General features: G+C 72.1%; 22 protein-coding genes and 1 pseudogene. 10 read left to right on the forward strand and 13 right to left on the reverse strand.

What is annotated here, in order from left to right; genetic code table 11:
• Positions 1-56: 56 nt before the first annotated feature.
• Positions 57-719 (reverse strand): endonuclease NucS, encoded by a 663-nt coding sequence (gene nucS, locus ACIBK9_RS32220; RefSeq protein WP_358283463.1) that lies wholly within the window; start codon positions 717-719, stop codon positions 57-59.
• Positions 720-755: 36 nt separating this feature from the next.
• Between nucS and ACIBK9_RS32225 the strand changes: the two genes are divergently transcribed.
• The 3 genes from ACIBK9_RS32225 to ACIBK9_RS32235 are packed head-to-tail and all read left to right on the forward strand — an operon-like array spanning position 756 to position 3,206.
• Positions 756-2,204 (forward strand): 3-hydroxyacyl-CoA dehydrogenase family protein, encoded by a 1,449-nt coding sequence (locus ACIBK9_RS32225; protein ID WP_397162467.1) that lies wholly within the window; start codon positions 756-758, stop codon positions 2,202-2,204.
• Positions 2,201-2,491, forward strand: a complete 291-nt coding sequence (locus ACIBK9_RS32230; protein WP_357971071.1) for an ATP/GTP-binding protein — start codon at positions 2,201-2,203, stop codon at positions 2,489-2,491. Before ACIBK9_RS32225 ends, ACIBK9_RS32230 begins: the two co-directional genes overlap by 4 nt.
• Before the next feature lie 10 nt (positions 2,492-2,501).
• Entirely contained in the window at positions 2,502-3,206 is a 705-nt protein-coding gene (locus tag ACIBK9_RS32235; protein ID WP_352350030.1) for an alpha/beta hydrolase, read from the forward strand.
• Here the strand turns inward: ACIBK9_RS32235 and ACIBK9_RS32240 are convergent.
• The gene (locus tag ACIBK9_RS32240) at positions 3,169-4,296 is read right to left on the reverse strand and encodes a sensor histidine kinase (protein ID WP_397162468.1); all 1,128 of its coding nucleotides are present in this window, start codon (positions 4,294-4,296) and stop codon (positions 3,169-3,171) included. The genes ACIBK9_RS32235 and ACIBK9_RS32240 overlap by 38 nt on opposite strands.
• Before the next feature lie 44 nt (positions 4,297-4,340).
• A pseudogene (locus ACIBK9_RS32245) lies at positions 4,341-4,991 on the reverse strand (response regulator transcription factor); the annotation flags it as partial.
• 112 nt (positions 4,992-5,103) lie between these two features.
• Between ACIBK9_RS32245 and ACIBK9_RS32250 the strand changes: the two are divergent.
• A complete protein-coding gene (locus ACIBK9_RS32250; RefSeq protein WP_397162469.1) occupies positions 5,104-5,439 on the forward strand; it encodes a hypothetical protein in 336 nt (111 codons plus the stop codon).
• 75 nt (positions 5,440-5,514) lie between these two features.
• On the forward strand, positions 5,515-6,276 hold the full coding sequence (locus tag ACIBK9_RS32255; protein WP_358283475.1) for an SDR family NAD(P)-dependent oxidoreductase: 762 nt from the start codon (positions 5,515-5,517) through the stop codon (positions 6,274-6,276).
• 19 nt (positions 6,277-6,295) lie between these two features.
• Here the strand turns inward: ACIBK9_RS32255 and ACIBK9_RS32260 are convergent, their stop codons facing one another.
• Positions 6,296-6,739: a CAP domain-containing protein gene (locus tag ACIBK9_RS32260; protein ID WP_397162470.1), complete on the reverse strand. Its 444-nt coding sequence runs from the start codon at positions 6,737-6,739 to the stop codon at positions 6,296-6,298.
• Positions 6,740-6,872: 133 nt separating this feature from the next.
• Here ACIBK9_RS32260 and ACIBK9_RS32265 point away from each other — a divergent pair, with 133 nt between their 5' ends.
• Positions 6,873-7,667, forward strand: a complete 795-nt coding sequence (locus ACIBK9_RS32265; protein ID WP_397162471.1) for an alpha/beta fold hydrolase — start codon at positions 6,873-6,875, stop codon at positions 7,665-7,667.
• Here the strand turns inward: ACIBK9_RS32265 and ACIBK9_RS32270 are convergent.
• From ACIBK9_RS32270 to mce, 3 genes are all read right to left on the reverse strand, one after another.
• A complete protein-coding gene (locus ACIBK9_RS32270; RefSeq protein ID WP_397162472.1) occupies positions 7,627-8,766 on the reverse strand; it encodes an AI-2E family transporter in 1,140 nt (379 codons plus the stop codon). The two genes, ACIBK9_RS32265 and ACIBK9_RS32270, sit on opposite strands and share 41 nt — an antisense overlap.
• A 125-nt stretch (positions 8,767-8,891) precedes the next feature.
• Positions 8,892-10,181: a DivIVA domain-containing protein gene (locus ACIBK9_RS32275; protein ID WP_352350042.1), complete on the reverse strand. Its 1,290-nt coding sequence runs from the start codon at positions 10,179-10,181 to the stop codon at positions 8,892-8,894.
• Between the two features lie 191 nt (positions 10,182-10,372).
• Positions 10,373-10,795 (reverse strand): methylmalonyl-CoA epimerase, encoded by a 423-nt coding sequence (gene mce, locus ACIBK9_RS32280; RefSeq protein WP_352350044.1) that lies wholly within the window; start codon positions 10,793-10,795, stop codon positions 10,373-10,375.
• A gap of 86 nt (positions 10,796-10,881) precedes the next feature.
• On the opposite strand from mce, the gene ACIBK9_RS32285 reads away from it, so the two are divergent.
• On the forward strand, positions 10,882-12,063 hold the full coding sequence (locus ACIBK9_RS32285; RefSeq protein WP_358283483.1) for an acetyl-CoA C-acetyltransferase: 1,182 nt from the start codon (positions 10,882-10,884) through the stop codon (positions 12,061-12,063).
• Between the two features lie 80 nt (positions 12,064-12,143).
• On the opposite strand, the gene ACIBK9_RS32290 is transcribed toward ACIBK9_RS32285, so the two are convergent.
• The 6 genes from ACIBK9_RS32290 to ACIBK9_RS32315 all read right to left on the reverse strand — a co-directional run bounded on the left by ACIBK9_RS32290 (position 12,144) and on the right by ACIBK9_RS32315 (position 16,308).
• Entirely contained in the window at positions 12,144-12,428 is a 285-nt protein-coding gene (locus ACIBK9_RS32290) for a hypothetical protein (RefSeq protein WP_397162473.1), read from the reverse strand.
• Entirely contained in the window at positions 12,421-13,023 is a 603-nt protein-coding gene (locus ACIBK9_RS32295; RefSeq protein WP_358283487.1) for a sigma-70 family RNA polymerase sigma factor, read from the reverse strand. The genes ACIBK9_RS32290 and ACIBK9_RS32295 overlap by 8 nt, the downstream gene beginning before the upstream one ends.
• Positions 13,024-13,168: 145 nt before the next feature.
• Positions 13,169-13,627 carry a hypothetical protein gene (locus tag ACIBK9_RS32300; RefSeq protein ID WP_397162474.1) on the reverse strand — a complete coding sequence of 153 codons (459 nt, stop codon included), beginning with the start codon at positions 13,625-13,627 and terminating at the stop codon, positions 13,169-13,171.
• Positions 13,628-13,862: 235 nt separating this feature from the next.
• On the reverse strand, positions 13,863-14,015 hold the full coding sequence (locus ACIBK9_RS32305) for a hypothetical protein (protein ID WP_352324303.1): 153 nt from the start codon (positions 14,013-14,015) through the stop codon (positions 13,863-13,865).
• A gap of 230 nt (positions 14,016-14,245) precedes the next feature.
• On the reverse strand, positions 14,246-14,917 hold the full coding sequence (locus ACIBK9_RS32310; RefSeq protein WP_364324747.1) for a DUF4230 domain-containing protein: 672 nt from the start codon (positions 14,915-14,917) through the stop codon (positions 14,246-14,248).
• A gap of 59 nt (positions 14,918-14,976) precedes the next feature.
• Positions 14,977-16,308 carry a hypothetical protein gene (locus tag ACIBK9_RS32315; protein ID WP_397162475.1) on the reverse strand — a complete coding sequence of 444 codons (1,332 nt, stop codon included), beginning with the start codon at positions 16,306-16,308 and terminating at the stop codon, positions 14,977-14,979.
• Between the two features lie 229 nt (positions 16,309-16,537).
• Here ACIBK9_RS32315 and ACIBK9_RS32320 point away from each other — a divergent pair, with 229 nt between their 5' ends.
• Genes ACIBK9_RS32320 through ACIBK9_RS32330 form a run of 3 tightly spaced genes read left to right on the forward strand, consistent with a single transcriptional unit; the run spans position 16,538 to position 18,650 of the window.
• Positions 16,538-17,089, forward strand: a complete 552-nt coding sequence (locus ACIBK9_RS32320) for a MarR family transcriptional regulator (protein WP_358283492.1) — start codon at positions 16,538-16,540, stop codon at positions 17,087-17,089.
• Positions 17,073-18,011: a tetratricopeptide repeat protein gene (locus tag ACIBK9_RS32325; RefSeq protein ID WP_358283494.1), complete on the forward strand. Its 939-nt coding sequence runs from the start codon at positions 17,073-17,075 to the stop codon at positions 18,009-18,011. The genes ACIBK9_RS32320 and ACIBK9_RS32325 overlap by 17 nt, the downstream gene beginning before the upstream one ends.
• Before the next feature lie 9 nt (positions 18,012-18,020).
• A complete protein-coding gene (locus ACIBK9_RS32330) occupies positions 18,021-18,650 on the forward strand; it encodes an AAA family ATPase (RefSeq protein ID WP_397162476.1) in 630 nt (209 codons plus the stop codon).
• Positions 18,651-18,695 lie beyond the last annotated feature (45 nt).

Raw genomic sequence — 18,695 nt, forward strand, 5'->3', positions numbered from 1 at the left:
TCAACACAGGAATGTCGGGCCATGGAAAATCCCGGCCCGCTACGAGGCCGGGAGGGCTAGAAGAGGGTCGGGTTCTCCGGCTCGATGCCGCGCAGGGCGGCGTAGTCGAGGGTGACGCAGTCGATGCCCCGGTCGGCGGCCAGCACGCGCGCCTGCGGCTTGATCTCCTGCGCCGCGAACACCCCGCGCACCGGCGCGAGCAGCGGATCGCGGTTGAGCAGCTCCAGATATCGGGTGAGCTGCTCGACGCCGTCGATCTCGCCGCGCCGCTTGATCTCGATGGCCACCGTCGCGCCCAGCGCGTCGCGGCACAGGATGTCGACCGGCCCGATGGCCGTCATGTACTCGCGGCGGATCAGCGAGTAGCCCTCGCCCAGGGTCGTGATGTGCTCGGCCAGCAGCTCCTGGAGGTGGGCCTCCACGCCGTCCTTGATCAGGCCGGGGTCGACGCCCAGCTCGTGGCTGGAGTCATGGATGATCTCCGCCATGGTCAGGACCAGCTTCTCGCCGGTCTTGCCGTGGGTGACCGTCCAGGTCTCGCCGTCCTCCTTGAGCTTGCACGGAGGGTTCATCCAGTTGAGCGGTTTGAAGGCGCGGTCGTCGGCGTGGATGCTGACGCTCCCGTCCGCCTTGATGAGGACGAGCCTCGGCGCCATCGGCAGATGCGCCGTGAGCCGTCCGATGTAATCCACGCTGCACCGCGCGATGACCAGCCGCATGACGGTCCACCTTAGCGGCTCTGGAAAACTGGTTGCATGGCGTTTGAAACGGTGGGAGTTGTCGGGCTCGGCACGATGGGCGCCGGGATCGCCGAAGTCTTCGCGCGTGCCGGGCTCCGGGTGATCGGCGTCGAGGCCGACGTCGAGGCGCTGGCCAGAGGGCGCGGGCACGTCGAGCGCTCCACGGCCAGGGCGGCCGACCGGGGCAAGCTGACCGACGGGCAGCGGGCCGAGATCCTGGGGCGCATCACGCTGACCACCTCGCGCGAGGACCTGCGCGAGGCCGACCTCGTGATCGAGGCGATCCCCGAGGTGCTCGACCTGAAGATCTCGCTGTTCCAGGACCTCGACCGGATCTGCAAGCCCGAGACGGTGCTGGCCACCAACACCTCCTCGCTGCCGGTCACCGCCGTCGCCGCCGCCACGGGCCGGCCCGGGCGCGTGGTCGGCATGCACTTCTTCAACCCGGCGCCGGTGATGCGGCTGGTCGAGGTGGTGGGCACGGTGGTGACCGCGCCCGGAGTGGTCTCCGAGATCTGCGAGTTGGCCGGGCGGCTGGGCAAGACCGCCGTACCTGCGGGCGACCGGGCCGGGTTCGTGGTCAACCGGCTGCTGCTGCCCTATCTGAACCACGCCGCCGTCCTGCTGGAGCTGGGCATCGCCACGCGCGACGGCATCGACGACGCGATGCGGCTGGGCGTGGGGCTGCCGATGGGGCCGTTCGCGCTGCTCGACCTGATCGGGCTGGACACCGCGTACGAGGTGATGGAGGTGCTGTTCGACGAGACGCGCGACCGCCGGCACGCGCCCTCGCCGCTGCTGCGCGAGCTGGTCACCGCCGGGCGGCTCGGCCGCAAGAGCGGCCACGGCTTCTACGGGCCGCAGGAGCCGCCCAAGGAGCCGGAGAAGTCCACGGTCATCACGTTCGGCATCGACGGGCCCGACGTCCACGGGCTCGGCGAGCGGTTGCGGGCCTCCGGGTTCGGGCCGTCCGACGCGCCCGACACCGTGCTGCGCTGCACCGACCGTCCGGTGATCGAGCACGCCGTGCGCCTGTCCGACCCCACCAGGATGGTCGGCGTGCACGTCGTCGGCGACAAGGTGGCCGAGCTGGCCGGCACCGCGCTCACCTCGCCCGGGGCCGCCAAGGCGGCGCGCGACCTGATGCGGGTCGCCGGTCTGGTGCCCGTCTCGTGCAAGGACCGGGCCGGGTTCGTGGCCGACGCCCTGCTGTTCCCCTACCTCAACGACGCCGTCCGCATGTACGACGCCGGCTACGCCTCCATCGCCGACATCGACGCCGCCATGCGGCTGGGCTGCGGCTACCCGGCCGGCCCGTTCGAGATGCTGGGCTACCTCGGCCTGGCCAGGGTCCGCGACGGCCTCAGGGCCCTGTACGCCGAGTACCGCGAGTCCGCCTTCGCCCCCGCCCCCCTGCTCGACCAGCTCGTCACGGCCGGTGTCAGCGAGTTCCCCCGCTCATGAGCCCCCGCCGCGCCCGCCGGAGGGACGACTCCCGCCCTCTCGGCCTTCCCACCGGCAACGACAAGGTGGAGGAATGGCCGGACGGCGACTGGAAGGTGCGCATGCTCACGGGCGCGTCCTCGACCAAGACCTACCGCTGCCCCGGCTGCGACCAGGAGATCCTGGGCGGCAGGCCGCACCTGGTCGCCTGGCCCGACTGGCCGGGCGGCGACGAGGAGCGCCGCCACTGGCATCCGGCCTGCTGGCGCAAGAGACTCGACCGCGGCCCCGGCCGCAGCCGCTACTAGGAGGACCCCCGTGGAGATTCGCGCGGCCACCGTGCTGCCCGCCAGGCGTGAACCGATCGAGCTGCAGACGGCCGACGGCCTGACCCTGGTCGGCGAGCTGGCCCAGCCCCTCGACCGGCCGCCCGTGGCGACCCTGGTGACCCTGCACCCGCTGCCCACCCACGGCGGGTTCATGGACAGCCACGTCTACAAGAAGGCCGCCAACCGGCTGCCCGCGCTCGCCGACCTCGCCGTGCTGCGCTTCAACACGCGCGGCACCAGCTCCGAGCGCGGCACCTCCGGAGGCGCGTTCGACGGCGGCGAGGGCGAGCGGTTCGACGTGGCGGCGGCGCTGGAGTACGCCGAGTTCAACGACCTGCCGCGGGTGTGGGTGGTGGGCTGGTCCTTCGGCACCGAGCTGACCCTGAAGTGGGCCCACGACCCCCTGGTCGAGGGGGCGATCCTGCTCTCGCCGCCGCTCCACAGGGCCACCGACGACGACCTCGACGCCTGGGCCCGGTTCGGCCGGCCGCTGGTGGCGATGGTGCCCGAGTTCGACGACTACCTGCGTCCGGAGGAGGCCCGGCGGCGTTTCGCCAGGGTGCCGCAGGCCGAGGTCATCGGGGTCGACGGCGCCAAGCACCTGTGGGTGGGCGAGCCCTATGTCCGGATCGTGCTGAACGAGATCGTCCGGCGGGTCAATCCGGAGGCGTATCCGCTGCCGACGGACATCTGACGGTCACCTTCAGCCCGCCCTGCGGCCGCGCGACCACCTCCAGCGTGCCGTGATGGGCCTGGACGACGGCGGCGACGATCGACAGGCCGAGCCCCAGCCCGTCGCCGACCGCCCGGCGGCCGCCCGCCAGCCGCTGGAACGGCTGGAGCAGCGTCGCGACCCGGTCGGGCGGGATCACCGGGCCGCTGTTGGCGACGCTGAGCGTGGCCAGGCCCGCCCGCACGCCGGTGGCCACCGTGATCCAGCCGTCCGGCACGTTGTGCTGTGTCGCGTTGTCCAGCAGGTTCACGACCAGGCGTTCGAGCAGGGCGCGGTCACCGGAGGCGGGCGCGGGCCGCAGCGCCGCCTCGACGCGCAGCGCTGAGTCCGGCCGCCGGTCGAGCGCCTGCCCGGCGACGGCCGCCAGGTCCAGCGGCTCCCGGTGGTCCAGCCCCTGCTGGCTCCTGGCCAGGACGAGCAGCGCCTCGATGAGCCGTTCCTGGTGCCGGCCGGCCGCCAGCAGGCGGTCGAGGACGTGGCGCAGCTCGGCGGCGCCGGCGTCCGGGTCGGCCAGCGCGACCTCGGCCATGGCGCGTTGCAGGGTCAGCGGGGTGCGCAGCTCGTGGGAGGCGTTGGCCACGAACCGGCGTTGCGCGGTGAAGGCGGCCTCCAGCCGGTCGAGCAGGTCGTCGAAGGTGTCGGCCAGCTCCTTCAGCTCGTCGTCCGGGCCGGAGGCGGCCAGCCGCCGGTCGAGCCGGTCGGCCGTGATGCGCCGGACGGTCGCCGTCATGTCCCGCAACGGGCGCAGCACCCGCCCGGCCGTCAACCGGCCCAGCAGCGCCGACGCGAAGGCCATGACCACCAGGGCGATCACCGAGTTGACCAGCAGCCTGCGCAGCCCGGCCGCCTGCTGCTCGGCCAGGTACGCCACGTCCACCCGCGGCTGCGGCACCACCTGGCCGGGCCCGCCGGGCAGGACGGGCGCGACCGGCGCGGCCGGGAACGGCGAGTGCGCGACCAGCAGGTAGATCAGGGCGACCAGCAGCAGCCCGGCGGCCAGGAACAGGCCGCTGTAGAGCAGCGTCAGCCGCAGCCGTACGGTCCGCCGCACGCCGGGACACCTCCGTCCGGGTCCGGTGCCCGTGCGGGGCCGGCCATCCGGTACCCGGCCTGCGGCACGGTCTCGATCAGCGGCGGGTCGCCGAGCTTGCGGCGCAACCGGCTGACCGTGACCTTCACGGTCTGGGTGAACGGGTCGGCGAACTCGTCCCAGCCGCGTTCGAGCAGCTGCTCGGCCGAGACGACCGCGCCGCCCGCCGACAGCAGCAGCTCCAGCACCGCGAACTCCTTCGGGCTGAGCGGCAGCCGGCGTCCGTCGCGGGTAGCCACCCGCGTGGCCGGGTCGAGCCGCAACCCGCCGTGGACCAGCACCGCGGGCAGCGCCGGACGCGCCCGCCTGGCCAGCGCCCGGATCCTGGCCACCAGCTCGGCGAACGCGAACGGCTTGGGCAGGTAGTCGTCGGCCCCGATGCCCAGCCCGCTCACCCGGTCGTCGATGGTCCCGGCGGCGGTGAGCATCAGCACGCGCGCCGGATGGCCGCCGGCGGCCAGGCTGCGGCACACGTCGTCGCCGTGCAGGCCGGGCAGGTCGCGGTCGAGCACGACCACGTCGTAGTCGTTGACGGACGTGCGTTCCAGCCCGGCGGACCCGTCCAGCGCCACGTCGACGGCCATGCCCTCGCGGCGCAGGCCGGCGGCCACGGTGTGGGCGAGCTCCTCGTGGTCTTCGACGATCAGCACCCTCATGGTCCGCCCAGCATGCCCAGAGCGGGGTTACAGCGGGGTAACCGCCGTCGTTCCCGGGCGGTAACCGGGGGCGGGGTTCGCTGGGAGCGTCGGACGAAACGGAGGAGTCATCATGAAGGGTTCGACCATCAGGCGGGTGGCCCTGGCCGCCCTGGTCTTCGCCGCCGTGACGGGCGGGGCGGCGGCGTCGTACGGGGAGAGCGGGCCGGGCGACGGTGGGAAGGCGTTCACCGCCTGCGTGCGCGCGCACGGGCTGCCGGACTTTCCCGGGGTCACCGTCTCCGAGGACGGGCTGATCAACCTCAGCATCGACGGCGAGCGGGTGGACGCGCTGTCGGCGACGTACGGGGCGGCGGTCAGGGCGTGCGAGTCGCTGCTGCTGCGCGGGGCGAGGCTGCCGGCCGCGCCGCAGGCTCCGGCCGCGCCAGCGGCGCCCGTCCTGTCGTGATTTGGGGCGGTACGGGCATAGCGCGGGCCGGGCAAGATTTGTAGAATCTTGTTCGGTTCCGAGCGAGGAGGCAGTGTGGGCGCGTTCGACCTGTCCGGCAGGACGGCTCTGGTCACCGGGGCGTCGAAGGGCATCGGGCGGGCCATCGCGCTCGCCTACGCCGCGGCGGGCGCCGACGTCGCCCTGGTCAGCAGGTCGGCCGAGCCCCTCGCCGAGGTGGCCAAGGAGGTCCAGGCGCTCGGCAGGCGGGCCGTCGTGATCCCGGCCGACCTCACCGACCGCGAGGCGGCCGCCGCGGCCGTCGCCGCCTCGATCGACGGGCTCGGGCACCTCGACGTCGTCGTCAACAACGCCGGCGGCTCGAACTTCCTGGTCGAGTTCAAGGACCTGCGCCTGTCCGGCTGGGACAAGCTGATGCGGCTCAACCTCGACTCCGCCATGGCCGTCTGCCACGCCGTCGCGCCCCACCTGCTGGGCCGCGGCTCCGGCTCGGTGATCAACGTGGCCTCGGTGGCGGCGCGCGGCGCTCCGCTGCTCGCCCCGTACGCCGCCGCCAAGGCCGGGCTGGTGGCCCTGACCAAGACGCTCGCGGCCGAGTGGGCGCCGGCGGGCGTCCGGGTCAACGCCCTGTGCCCCGGCTGGACGGCCACCGACCTCAACCGCAACCTGTGGCAGGACGAGGCCGCCGCCGCGGCCACGGTCGCGGGCGTGCCCATGCGGCGCTGGGGCACGCCGGAGGAGATGGCCCAGCCGGCCGTGTTCCTGGCCGGGGAGGCGTCGGCCTACATGACCGGGCAGGTGCTGTTCGTCGACGGCGGGGCCACCGCGATCGGCTGACCCCTCGTGCGCCGGGGCCTCAGACGGCCCCGGGCTCGCCCGGCGGCTCGAACACGAAGACGACGTACGTCTCGAACGACCGGCCGCCGTTGCCCGCCACGCGCCCGGCGCCCATCCTGGTGGTGCCCGCCCGGACGAGCCGGCCGAAGTCGCCGGCGGCCTCCGCCCGGCCGTCACCGGCCGCCCGGTCGTGCCAGGCGGCGACCGCGTCCCCGGCGGCGGCGTCCCCGGGGTGCCAGAAGAGGCTCTCGCCGGTGCCCGCGCGCAGCCCGTCGTGCCCGGCGCTCAGGCCCTCGTGCTCGGAGCGCGAGGCGGCCCTGGACCTGGCGTACCCGACCAGCAGCGGGTCCATCGTGAGCGGGGGCGCGTGGTGCTTGGCCCGGTGGGCGTTGACCTCGTTCAGCGCCTCCTGCAGGAAGGCGTTGTTGGTGGCGTCGGGGAGGGCGGGACGAATTCCGGCCATCGCTATCACCTCGCCTGGATTGTGCGTGCTGGGACCGCCACAGGGCAACGTCCGGAAGTGGTCGGGCTTATCCCGGTATACCGGCATAGGTCAATAAGTGAATGTCTCCGTGAACCCGGCTACCGTGTGGTCCGTGCAGCTCTACACGAGATCGGCCGGGAGCGGACTCCCGGTTGTGCTGCTTCACGCGTTCCCGCTGTCGTCGGCGATGTGGCTGGCCCAGCGCGAAGGGCTGTCGACGGTCTGCCGGGTCATCACCCCCGACCTGCGCGGGTTCGGCGGCTCCCGGCTGGGCGACGACGAGCCCTCCCTCGATCTGATGGCCGACGACGTCGCCCGGCTGCTCGACGACGAGGGCATCGACCGGGCGGTGGTCGGCGGGTTGTCGATGGGCGGCTACGTGACCATGGCGTTCTGCCGCCGGCATCCCGACCGGGTGCTGGGCGTGGTCCTGGCCGACACCAAGGCCGGCACCGACCCGCCCGCCGCCAGGGACAACCGGGAACGCATCGCCCGCGCCGTGCTGGACGAGGGGAGCGAGGTGCTGGTCAGCGAGGTGCTGCCGGCGCTCATCGGGCCCACGACCAAGGAACGCAGGGCCATGGTGTTCGGCCGGGTCAAGGGTCTGGTGCAGTCGGCCCCGCCGGGGGCCGTGGCCTGGGCGCAACGGGCCATGGCCGCGCGTCCCGACTCCTTCGGCACGCTGGGCGAGCTGAAGGTGCCCCTGCTGATCGTCGTGGGGGAGGAGGACGAGCTGTCACCGCCCGCCGACGCCGAGGCCATGGCGCGGGCCGCGCCCGAGGGCAGGCTGGAGGTCATCCCCAAGGCCGGTCACCTGAGCGCGGTCGAGCAGCCGGAGGCGTTCAACGCGACGGTGGCCGAGTTCCTCAGGACCGAGCTTGGCGGGGCAGCACGATCTCCCGGATGATCAGCGCGATGGCGGCGGCCACCGGGATCGCCAGCAACGCTCCGACGATGCCGAGCAGAGCGCCGCCGAACAGCGCGGCGATCACCGTCACGGCGGGCGTCACGTCCACCGAGCGCTTCATCACCCTGGGGTAGATGAAGTAGTTCTCGATCTGCTGGTAGACCACGAAGAAGATGGCGCAGGCGATGCCGGCCGGCAGCGACTGCAGCAGCGCGACCCCGGTGACCAGCACCGCGCCGATCGTGGCGCCCACCAGCGGGATCAGGTCGGTCAGGGCCACGACGAGGGCGAGCGCGAGCGCGTACTGCACCCCGGCGATCGACAGGAAGATCCAGGTCAGCACGCCCGCGATGACCGAGATGAGCACGTTGCCCGCGACGTAGCCGCCGATGCCGGTGAGGATCTGCTCGGTGATGGCCGTCGTGCGCGGCCGGCGCGAGGCCGGGACGAGCTTGAGCAGGTACTCCTTGATCGTGTGCAGCGAGCCGAGGAAGTACAGCATGAGCACCAGCAGCGTCACGGTGGTGAACACGCCGTTGAGCACCACCAGACCCGCGCCCATGATGCCGCTGGCCAGCGCGGGCCCGAGCGTGCTGGTCACGAACTGGCGCACCTGCGCCAGCACGTGGTACTCGGCCTCGATCTGGCGGACCGTCGGATGGTTGCTCAGGTCGGTGATGTAGCCGGGCACGGCCGCGATGAACTCCGACAACTGCTGGCTGACCGGCGGCACCACGGCCAGGCCGAACAGCGCGAACGCCACGACCACCCCGGTGAACACGATCGAGATCGCCGGCCGCCTGCCCAGGCCGCGCCGCTGCAACGCCTCGACCGCCGGGTTGAGGCCCACGGCCAGGAACATCGCCACGACGATGAGGATGATCGTGCTGAGCGACTTCTCGATCATCTGCGCGAGCGCGATGGCCGTCAGCACGCCCAGCCCGCCCACCAGCCCGAACAGGAACGGGCCGCGGGCGAACGGCTTGCCCGGCAGCCCGTACGGCGCCGGCTCCTCGGCGGGCCCCTGCTCCTCGGCGGGACCGGGCTCCTGGGGCGCCTCGGCCTCCTCGGCGGTCCTGGGCTCGGTTTCTGCGGACACGGGGGGCTCCTAGGGGGGACGGGAGGTGTCGGTGAAACAGAAAGAGAGCCTAGCGACCCAAGGTCACCAGGCTCTCTCTCCAACCGTTCGCTGCCCCCGTGTGCGGTCTCCCGCCTAGCCCGCCGTCACTCCTGCCACCACTCCGCGTCGTCCTCGCTCTTGGCCTCGACCTTGGGAGCGGGCGTCGTGGGCGGCGCGACCGGCTCGGCGGCCGGCGCGGCGATGGCCGGCTTGGCCGGGGCCGCGGCGACCGCGGGCTCCGGCTCCAGGCCCGGCAGGGCGGCGCCGCCGAGCAGCTGGCGCAGCTGGGCCAGGTGGCTGGTGATGCTGTCGCGCTGCCTGGTCAGCTCGTCGACCTGGCGCTGCATCGTGGTGCGGGTGCGCTCGGCGTCGTTCTTCGCCTCGGTAACGATCGTCTCGGCGCTGGTCTTGGCCTCCGACATGATCGTCTCGGCGCTCTTGCGGGCGTTGGCGACGAGCTGCTTGGCGTGCAGGTCGGCCTCGCGGCGCGTCTGCTCGGCCTGCTGGGTGGCCTTCGTGGCGCGCGACTCGGCCGTGGCGGCCCGCTGCTCGGCCTCGGCGACCATCTTCTGCGTGTTGGCCTGGGCGGTGGCGTGGCGCTCGGCCTCCTGGCGCTCGGCCTCCTCCCGGCGGGAGGCGAGCTGGATCTCGAACTCCGCCTCGTCCTGGGCCCGCTTGGCCTCCGACTCCTCCAGCACCCGCTGAGCCTGCGCGCGCATCTCGTCGGCCTGCCGCTTGGCGGTGGTCAGCACCTCGTCGCGCTCGCGCTTGGTCGAGGCGCGCAGCTGCGCCACCTCGCGCTCGGTGGTGGTGCGCAGCTTGGCGATCTCGCGCTCGGCGTCGGCCCGCTTCTCGGCCACCTCGTGGTCGGCGGTGGCCCGCAGCTTGGCGGCCTCGCGCTCGGTGGTGTTGGTCAGCTCGTCGGCCTCGCGGCGGGCGGTGGAGCGGATCTCCTCGGCGTCCCGCTCGGCGGTGGAGCGCATGTCGTCGCTCTCCCGCGTGGCCTGGGCCCGCTTCTCGGCGGCCTCGGCCTCGGCGGCGGCCCGCAGGTCGGCGGCCTCGACCTTGGCGGCGGCCTTGATCTCGTTGGCCTCGGTCCGGGCGGCCTGCACGAGCTCGGTGGCCTGCTCCTCGGCCAGGCGCAGCAACTGCTCGATGCGGGCGCCGAGACCGGAGTACGTCGGACGCTCCTGCTCCTGCAGCTGGCGCTGGGAGTCGGACAGATCGCGCTGCAGGTTGGTGACCTGCTCCCTGGACTGGCGTAGCTCCAGGTCGAGCTGCTTGAGGTGGTCGTGCACCTGGTGCCGGTCGTAGCCCCTGAGCACGACGTCGAACTCGCGTGCCGGGGCGTCCTCGAAGAAGTTGTTGAGCTGGGCGTCGATGTCGGACTGCATGGAGGCTCGATCCTGGGTTGTCGAGACGGCTACACGGGCCGGACGGGGGGTTCGGGGCAGCCGAGCCAGGAGCCTGTGCCTCGCGGCAGGCTCCCTGTCCGGTGGGAAGCCAGCGTACTCCGCTGGTGCCACCTTCGGGCCCCGTCCAGCTTTCTGCGTGACTAGTTACTTATGTACGAAATTTCCGTTTGCTAGCGCGAGGCCGCTTGGACCAACTCGGTGAGCATTCCTCCCACATCTTTGGGGTGCAGGAACGCGATCTGCGACCCCATCGAACCGTGCCGCGGACGTTCGTCCAGCACCCTCACGCCCTTCTCGTTGATCTTAGTCATGGCCTCGGCGACGTCGGAAACCCCAAATGCCACATGGTGGACACCTTCGCCCCGTTTGGCGAGGAATTTCCCCACCGGCGAGTCGTCGGAAAGGGGTTCCAGCAGCTGGATGTAGGAGCCCCCGCCCTCGCCGTCGGCGATGTGCAGCATCGCCTCCTTGACGCCCTGCGCCTCGTTGACCTCGCGGGCCACGACGGTCAGCTCGAACGTCTCCGAGAAGAACGCGATCTTCTCCTCCAGGTCGTGGCAGGCGATCCCGATGTGGTCGATGCGCATGAACATTGTGTGGCCTACCTCCATAGCGGGCGAGCTCCTACTCGTGGGTATGGTGTCAAAGAACCCCTCGTGAGCACAGGAGGCCGCCGCCAATGTCCAGTTCCGTCATCGTCGCCGGAGCTCGTACCCCCATCGGCAAGTTGCTCGGCGCCCTGTCCGGGCTGTCCGGCGTGGAGCTGGGTGGCATCGCCATCAAGGCCGCCCTGGAACGTGCCGGAGTGGCCCCGGAGGCCGTCGAGTACGTGATCATGGGCCAGGTGCTCCAGGCGGGCGCGGGCCAGATCCCCTCCCGCCAGGCCGCCGTCAAGGCCGGCATCCCGATGACAGTGCCCTCGCTGACCGTCAACAAGGTCTGCCTGTCGGGCCTCGACGCCATCGCCCTGGCCGACCAGCTCATCCGCGCCGGCGAGTTCGACATCGTGGTCGCGGGCGGCATGGAGTCCATGACCAACGCCCCCCACCTGCTGCCGGGGCTGCGCAAGGGCGTCAAGTACGGCGGCTCCGAGGTGGTCGACTCCATGGCCCACGACGGCCTGTTCTGCGCCTTCGACCAGTGCGCGATGGGCGAGTCGACCGAGCGGCACAACGCCCGGCTCGGCATCGCCCGCGACGAGCAGGACGCCCTGTCGGCCCGCTCCCACCAGCTCGCCGCCGCCGCCACCAAGAACGGCGTCTTCGAGGAGGAGATCGTCCCGGTCGAGATCCCGCAGCGCCGCGGCGAGCCGGTGATCGTCCGCGAGGACGAGGGCATCCGCGGCGACACCACCGCCGAGACGCTGGCCAAGCTGCGCCCGGCCTTCGCCGCCGACGGCACCATCACCGCCGGGTCGGCCTCGCAGATCTCCGACGGCGCGTGCGCCGTGGTGGTCATGTCGAAGGCCAAGGCCGAGGAGCTCGGGCTGCCGTGGCTGGCGGAGATCGGCCGGCACGGCAACGTGGCCGGGCCCGACGCGTCCCTGCAGTCGCAGCCGGCCAACGCCATCAAGCACGCGCTGTCCAAGCAGGGGCTGACCGCCGACGACCTCGACCTGATCGAGATCAACGAGGCGTTCGCCAGCGTGGTCCTGCAGTCGGCCAAGGAGCTCGGCGTGCCGCTGGACAAGGTGAACGTCAACGGCGGCGGCATCGCGCTCGGGCACCCGATCGGGGCCTCGGGGGCGCGGATCGTGCTGACGCTGGCGTACGAGCTGAAGCGGCGAGGCGGCGGCCTCGGGGCGGCCGGCCTGTGCGGCGGCGGCGGGCAGGGCGACGCGCTGATCATCCGCGTGCCCTGACCCGTCCAGGCCCACCCGGTCGCTGTCGTCGGGTGGGCCTGTCTCCTGCCCCCTGTGCGCGGTCGCCGGTCAGGGCGCGGTCAATGAGCCGCGCCCTTGCCCGCGTGCCGCCCGCCCGCCGGGACCAGCTCGCACACGCCGTCGGTGCACTGGCGCTGCATGCGTCCCATCGAGACGAGCTGCACCAGCGCCATCACCCAGCACGCCGGGCACCCGCGCAGGGCGATCGCGCCGGGGACGGCGAGCACCAGGCTGACCGGCCCGGTCCACGGGATCAGCGCGATCGCGGCGATCAACGCGCCGAAGCCCAGCGCGCCGCGGGCCAGGTGACGGGGCAGTGACGTCCCCGCGGTGGGCTCAGTCATGGAGGGCTCCTTGGGACAGCAGGCCGTGCACGGTCGCACGGGCGCGGTGCAGGCGGGACTTCATCGCCGGGACGCTCAGCCCGAGGGCGTCGGCGACCATGCGGCCGCTGAGCCCCTGGACGTCCCGCATGATGAGCACCCGCCGCTGGTCGGCGGGGAGTGCCGCGATGGCCTCGGCCACCCGCGCGGCCTCCAGCCGTTCGAACATCTCCTCCTCGGCCGACTGCGCGGCGGCCGAGGAGGGCGCGGGCGGTTCAGGACGCAGCATCAGGCGGGCCCGCCTGATGCACTCGTTGCGGATGATCCGGAACATCCACGAGGCCAGCGCTCCGGACGCGCGCAGGGTGCCGATCTTGCGGTACAGGACGATCAGCGCCTCCTGGGCGGCGTCCTCGGCGTCCTCCGGCGTGGCGCACAGCGTGTGGGCGAAGCGCCGCACGTGCGGGTGGGCGCCCGACACCAGCGCGGCGATCGAGTCGGCGTCGCCGGCCCGGGCCGCGTTGATCAGCTGCTCGTCCGACCAGGCGCGCCCGCCGCCGGCCGGCGCCGGGGCGCCGGGCGCGGCGGCCGTGCCGAGGCGCTGCGGGTCAGCCACGTTCCTTGCTCCTTCGCCGCAGTACGACGACGCACGTGCAGATCAGTACGGCCGCAGCGCCGGCCGCGATGGCGATCACCATGATGGTCTCCCATTGTCTCGTTCCGTTGTACGGACATGAGAGGCGCCGACCCCCGAAAAGGATTCAGGAGGCGCGGGTGAAGTCGGCTATCCAGTTGGTCTCCCAGGTCGTCCCGCCGTCGGGGGAGAAGCGCTGCTCCCATCGGCACGACTCGGCGGTGATGTCCGACCAGACGTAGGCGACCTTGATCGGCCTGCCGTCGTACACGTCGTCGCAGGTGAACAGGCCGACTCCGGTGTCGTCGAAGCGGCCCACGACGGGCGGCAGGGACATGCCGGTGGCGCTGCCGGCCCAGTAGAGCGACCAGGTGCCGGCCGCCTTGTCGTACAGGCGCAGGGTCACCCCGGCCGAGCCCTCGCTGGGGAAGGTGACCTCGTCGATGTTGCCCGCGCCGTCCAGGACGCTCCAGCACCTGGTGCGCCCGGTGAACTCGTACCATTCGTCGCTGCCGGCCAGCGCCTTGCGCAGCCGTCGCTGCCGTGAGGTCCAGGTGCCGACGAAGAAGTCGAAGCTGTTGTCCATGCCCGGACGGTATGCGCCGATCCCTGACATCTTCCGTCAGTGTCCTGCCCACGCCGTACGAGCCCCCGCGACGTACGGCGTGAACGCGCGAAACCCCGGTCCGACCAGGAACGGGACCGGGGTGTCGGTGACGCTGCGCTCGGGCCGGCCAGGAATCCGACGCCGGACGCGCCCCCCTAAGGGGGCATCTCAGCCCGGCCGCGAGGGAGGTTGCGGCCGGGCTGCTTGTGGACGGTCATGAAGCCAGGAACTTGGCGAAGACCGAGCGGTGGCGACGCTCGGAACGCTGTCCCTTCAGCGCTTCCCGTACGCGCCGCTGCTCGGCGGCGGCCCGACGGAGTTCGGCGGCGTGGTGCTGCATGACGGAGTACTCGAGTTCGGCGTTCATCCGATGCTCCTGCTGTTCGTGTTTCCTTGTTCCCTGCACTCTTAAGACTCCTCCTAAGGCCCCTCCCGCCACATCGGGCGGATGTCCTATCTGCCGGGGTTCGGGCAGGTAGGGAGATACTTAGGCAGACACGCCCATGGACTAAGGACGCCTCGGCATACCTAGGCGGGAACGCGGACGGGCCGCCCCACCCGAGGTGGAGCGGCCCGCAGGCAGGGTAAGGAGGCGCGTCAGGGCTCGTCGGTGAACTTCACGGTCACCTTGGCGAACCCGAGCGACTTGAGCATGCCGGTGAGCATCGATCTGGTGTTGGCGTCGGCCCGCGCCCGCAGGTCGCTGGCCACGGCCGCCTCGGTGATCTTCTTCTCCGCCAGCAGGTAGAGCTCGCGCTGGTCGCCCGGGGAGCCCGACAGGAAGTCCTGGACGCGGTCGAGCAGGCCGCGCTGCTGGGCGAACACGTACGAGCGGCTGTTGTCCAGGTTGGGCTTCTCCAGCTGGGCGCGCGGGAGGCGGACGGTGGCCTCGGTGCGCTCCTTGTTCACGGTCACCGCGCCCGCCCCCATGGCCGAGAAGTCGACGTAGGCGTCGACGCCGCCCGCGCCCACGAACAGCGTGCGGGTGCCCTTGACCGCGTCGGGCAGGAAGTTGGCGTCCTTCTCCAGGTCGACGACGACCTGGAAGGTGCCCGTGGCCGCCTCGAACCGGCTGAGGTCCTTGATGGACTGCAGCAGCACCGGCTGGCTGCGGTCGACGGTCTGCTCTCCGAACGGGTTGAGCCAGGTCCAGGCCAGCCGGCCGCCCACCACGAGCAGGACCGCCAGGACGAGGAACCCGGCCGCGTATCGCCACCTGCGCCGCCGCCGGGGAGCCAGGTCCGGCGGCGTCGTCTGGGAAGTCGTCATGGGGCATGACTACCCGCTCGGCGATCATCAGTGCCACCCGCAGGGTGACATCTTCGTCCTCAGCCGGAGGTGCTCGGGGTGCCGGGGTCGGGATAGACCGGGTAGACGTGGCTGCTCTCGGGCGTGGCGCCGGTGGGGGGCGTGATGACGGCGGTGGGGGCCGGACCGCCGCCGAAGTGCGTGCTGGACAGGCGGCACGCCTGGAAGTCGCTGTAGAACATGCGCAGCCACTCCCTGCGCTGGTGCTCGTCGAGACCGGAGAACCAGGACGCGGCGTACTGGTGCTCGGGCAGCGGGCCGCCGGGCAGCGGCTCGCCGCGCAGCCAGGCCATCACGATCTCCCGGTAGCCGTCGGCCGGCGTGCCGGGGCAGCGGGCGGCCAGCGCGTCGATGTACTCGTAGGCCGCCTCCTCGGCGAACCCCGCCGACAGGTCGGGCACGTGGATCGGCGCCAGGCCGTTGGAGGGCTTCAGCGGCTCGTCCAGCGGCCGCTGCTCCACCCGCGTGAACGCGGCCGGCGTGCCGGCCAGGCGTGAGGCGATCTGCGTGAACACCGCGCCCAGCTCGGTCTGCCCGGCCCGCATCCCGGGGTGCAGGCAGACCGTGATCGGCCACTCCTGGCAGGCGTAGGCGATGTCCTCGGCCGCGGCCGGCTTGGGGTGGGCCAGCATCCGCGACACGCCCATGCCCGCCGCCAGGACGGCCAGCAGCGCGCACGCCAGCACCAGGGCCTGCCTGGTCACCAGCGCCGCCCAGCCGAGCAGCAGCGCGCAGGTGATGCCGAGCAGCCAGATCGTCTGGTCGAAGAACGGCGCCCCGCCCAGCCCCTGGAACAGGTCGTACGGCTCGCCCGTGCCCGGCACCAGCCGGTCGGCCAGCCCCCGGTCGTCGGCCAGCCAGGAGAAGGCGACGTAGCAGGCCAGCCCCGTGATCGGCGGCGTGAGCGCCTTGGGCACGACCCAGCCGGCCACCCACCCGATCACCGCGTAGAGCGCCAGGCCCGCCATGCCCATGCCCAGGCCGGACAGGCTGAGCCGCCCCGCCTGGTCGGTGAGCACGGTCTTGACCGCCAGCACCAGCACCGTCGCGCCGAACGAGCCCAGCACCACCACCACGATCGCCAGCGGCGCCTTGAGCGCCCGCCACGTCGTGAGTGACCGCCCGCGCAGGGCGCGCCGCTTGCGCAACGCCACCCACGCGGCGAACGCGGCCGCCACCGGCCCGGTCATCCGCAGCGAGCCGATGACCGCGGCCAGGATGTTCTCCCACGCGTCGACGCCGGGTATCAGGACGTTCCACGCCGCGACCAGGCCGAGAGCGAGCAGCACCGCCACTGTCACGGCCGCGCTGTGCTTCAGCTCCTCGCGTGTAACGCCCGAGTGCTCACGCACCCTGTATCCCGTTGATGTTCACCAAGCACCCCCCGTGCCCTCGGCAAAGCGGAAGAATGCCAGCCCAGACCCGTCCCCACGGCAGATGGACTTGGCTTCCGCGTCACCTTACGTGAGAGAACCATAACGGAGCGTGATGATTGACGGTCGGATTCTTGGTCAAGCGGTGAAGCCTGTCGCTCCAGGTAGCCCGACGAAACCGGGACGAGAGGCACGCTACCGTAGCGCTGTGTCCCAGCCGAAGCCGCTCAATCTGCCGTTCGATCCCATCGACCGCGCCGCGGAGAGCTGGCGTGCCCGCTTCGGGCCTTCCTCCGCGATGGCCGCGGTCACCTCGATCATGAGAGCGCAGCAGATCCTGCTGTCGCAGCTCGACTCGCTGCTGAAACCCCACGACCTCACCTTCGCCCGCTACGAGGCCCTGGTCCTGCTGACCTTCAGCCACACCGGCTCGCTGCCGCTGTGGAAGATCGGCGAACGGCTCATGGTCCACCCCACCAGCGTCACGAACACGGTGGACAGGCTGGAGAAGTCCGGGTTCGTCTGCCGCCTGCCCAACCCCCGCGACGGCCGCGGCGTGCTGGCCGAGATCACCGGCAAGGGCAGGGAGGTCGTGCGCCGGGCCACCGACGACCTGATGGCCGCCGAGTTCGGCCTCACGATGTACGCCGAGGACGAACTCCGCCAGATCTTCGACCAGCTCCGCACGCTGAGGGTGGCGGCGGGTGACTTCGCGGGCCCGTCCATGCGGCAAGATGAGGAGCATGGCGGACTTCTCTAGGCCCGGGTCGCTCTACGGAGCTGTGGACCTGGGCGCGCGCAAACAGGCACTGGAGGCCCAGGCCCGGCGGGAGGCCGCCGGTCCCCAGGGGGCCACCTCGGCCTCGGTCGTCGACGTGACCGAGGAGACGTTCACGACGGACGTCATCGACCGGTCGATGACCGTGCCGGTGGTGCTCGACCTGTGGTCGCCGAGGGCGCCCGGCAGCGCCCAGCTCAGCCCGGTGCTGGAGAAGGTGATCGGCGACCTGGGCGGCCGGGCCGTGCTGGCCAAGGTCAACGTCGACGCCAGCCCCCAGATCGCGCAGGCGCTGCGGGTGCAGGCCGTGCCGACCGTGCTGGCCATCTTCCAGGGGCAGGCCGTCACCGGCTTCCAGCAGGTGCTGCCCGAGCAGGAGGTGCGCCGCTGGCTCGACGAGCTGATGGGCGCGGTCGAGCAGTTCTACCAGGCCAACCCCGACGCCCGGCCGCCGGCGGCCGAGGAGGGGCCGCAGGAGCCCGCCGGGCCGCCCGCCGACCCCGACCTGGTGGCGGCCGAGCAGGCCATCGACGCGGGCGACCTCGACGCGGCCGAGGCGGCCTACCAGCGCCTGCTGGCCCGCGTCCCCGGTGACGAGGACGCCAAGATGGGCCTGGCGGGCGTCGGCCTGATCAAGCGCACCTCCGCGGCCGACCCGGCCGACGTGCAGCGGCGACTCCAGGACCCGTCCGACATCGACGCGCAGCTGCTGGCCGCCGACCTGGAGATGCTCTCCGGCGCGGTCGACGAGGCGTTCGAGCGTGTCGTGGCCGTGGTCAAGCGCACGTCGGGCGACGACCGCGACCGGGCCAGAAAGCACTTGCTCGGACTTTTCGACGCGTTGCCGTCAGACGACCCATCTTTGGCGAAAGCGCGTAGAGCATTGGCGAGCGCCCTGTTCTAACCTGGGGGTATGCGGGTCGTCACGATCTCCGCGGCCTACGGCACGGCCGGTAGCCACATCGGCCCGGCCGTCGCCGAACGGCTCGGCGTGCCCTTCGTCGACCGTGCCATCCCCAGCGCCGTGGCCAAGGAGCTCGGCTGCACGCTGGAGGAGGCGCTGGCCCACGACGACCGTGCCGAGCACGGCCTGGGCAGGCTGCTGTCGGGCGCCATCCGGCTGCCCACGGTCACCTTCGGCGGCGTGGACATGTACGTGCCCGGCGCGATGCCGCTGCCGCCCGAGGAGTTCGTCCGGCGCACCGAGCGCATGATGAAGGAGATGGCCCTGGCTCAGGGAGGCGTCTTCCTGGGCCGCGCCGGCGCCCTGGTGCTGGCCGACCATCCCGGCGCCCTCCACGTCAGGCTCGACGCGCCGCTGAAGCGCCGGGTCCGCCAGACGGCCACGCTGAGCGGCACGAGCGAGCGGGAGGCGCGGGCCGTCGTCGAGGACAACGACCGGGCCAGGACGGCCTACGTACGCCACTTCTATCGGGCGGATCCGGGTGATCCGTGCCACTATCACCTTGTGCTGGACAGCACGACGATTCCCGTCCCCGCGTGTGTCGATCTCATCGTCACCGCAGCGACGGCACTGGGTTGACCTGATGCCCCCTATCCTTGGATGACTTCTTGGTCAGTCCCGAAG

Origin of the sequence: Nonomuraea sp. NPDC050227, from assembly GCF_044459705.1 — a bacterium.
In the GTDB taxonomy this organism is placed as follows: Bacteria; Actinomycetota; Actinomycetes; order Streptosporangiales; family Streptosporangiaceae; genus Nonomuraea.

What these genes read in the sequence shown, in the direction of transcription:
- nucS (WP_358283463.1), bottom strand. Translation starts at nt 719, where the DNA reads ATGCGGCTGGTCATCGCGCGGTGCAGCGTGGATTACATCGGACGGCTC.
- ACIBK9_RS32225 (WP_397162467.1), top strand. Translation starts at nt 756, where the DNA reads ATGGCGTTTGAAACGGTGGGAGTTGTCGGGCTCGGCACGATGGGCGCC.
- ACIBK9_RS32230 (WP_357971071.1), top strand. Translation starts at nt 2,201, where the DNA reads ATGAGCCCCCGCCGCGCCCGCCGGAGGGACGACTCCCGCCCTCTCGGC.
- ACIBK9_RS32250 (WP_397162469.1), top strand. Translation starts at nt 5,104, where the DNA reads ATGAAGGGTTCGACCATCAGGCGGGTGGCCCTGGCCGCCCTGGTCTTC.
- ACIBK9_RS32260 (WP_397162470.1), bottom strand. Translation starts at nt 6,739, where the DNA reads ATGGCCGGAATTCGTCCCGCCCTCCCCGACGCCACCAACAACGCCTTC.
- ACIBK9_RS32275 (WP_352350042.1), bottom strand. Translation starts at nt 10,181, where the DNA reads ATGCAGTCCGACATCGACGCCCAGCTCAACAACTTCTTCGAGGACGCC.
- mce (WP_352350044.1), bottom strand. Translation starts at nt 10,795, where the DNA reads ATGTTCATGCGCATCGACCACATCGGGATCGCCTGCCACGACCTGGAG.
- ACIBK9_RS32285 (WP_358283483.1), top strand. Translation starts at nt 10,882, where the DNA reads ATGTCCAGTTCCGTCATCGTCGCCGGAGCTCGTACCCCCATCGGCAAG.
- ACIBK9_RS32290 (WP_397162473.1), bottom strand. Translation starts at nt 12,428, where the DNA reads ATGACTGAGCCCACCGCGGGGACGTCACTGCCCCGTCACCTGGCCCGC.
- ACIBK9_RS32300 (WP_397162474.1), bottom strand. Translation starts at nt 13,627, where the DNA reads ATGGACAACAGCTTCGACTTCTTCGTCGGCACCTGGACCTCACGGCAG.
- ACIBK9_RS32305 (WP_352324303.1), bottom strand. Translation starts at nt 14,015, where the DNA reads ATGAACGCCGAACTCGAGTACTCCGTCATGCAGCACCACGCCGCCGAA.
- ACIBK9_RS32310 (WP_364324747.1), bottom strand. Translation starts at nt 14,917, where the DNA reads ATGACGACTTCCCAGACGACGCCGCCGGACCTGGCTCCCCGGCGGCGG.
- ACIBK9_RS32325 (WP_358283494.1), top strand. Translation starts at nt 17,073, where the DNA reads ATGGCGGACTTCTCTAGGCCCGGGTCGCTCTACGGAGCTGTGGACCTG.
- ACIBK9_RS32330 (WP_397162476.1), top strand. Translation starts at nt 18,021, where the DNA reads ATGCGGGTCGTCACGATCTCCGCGGCCTACGGCACGGCCGGTAGCCAC.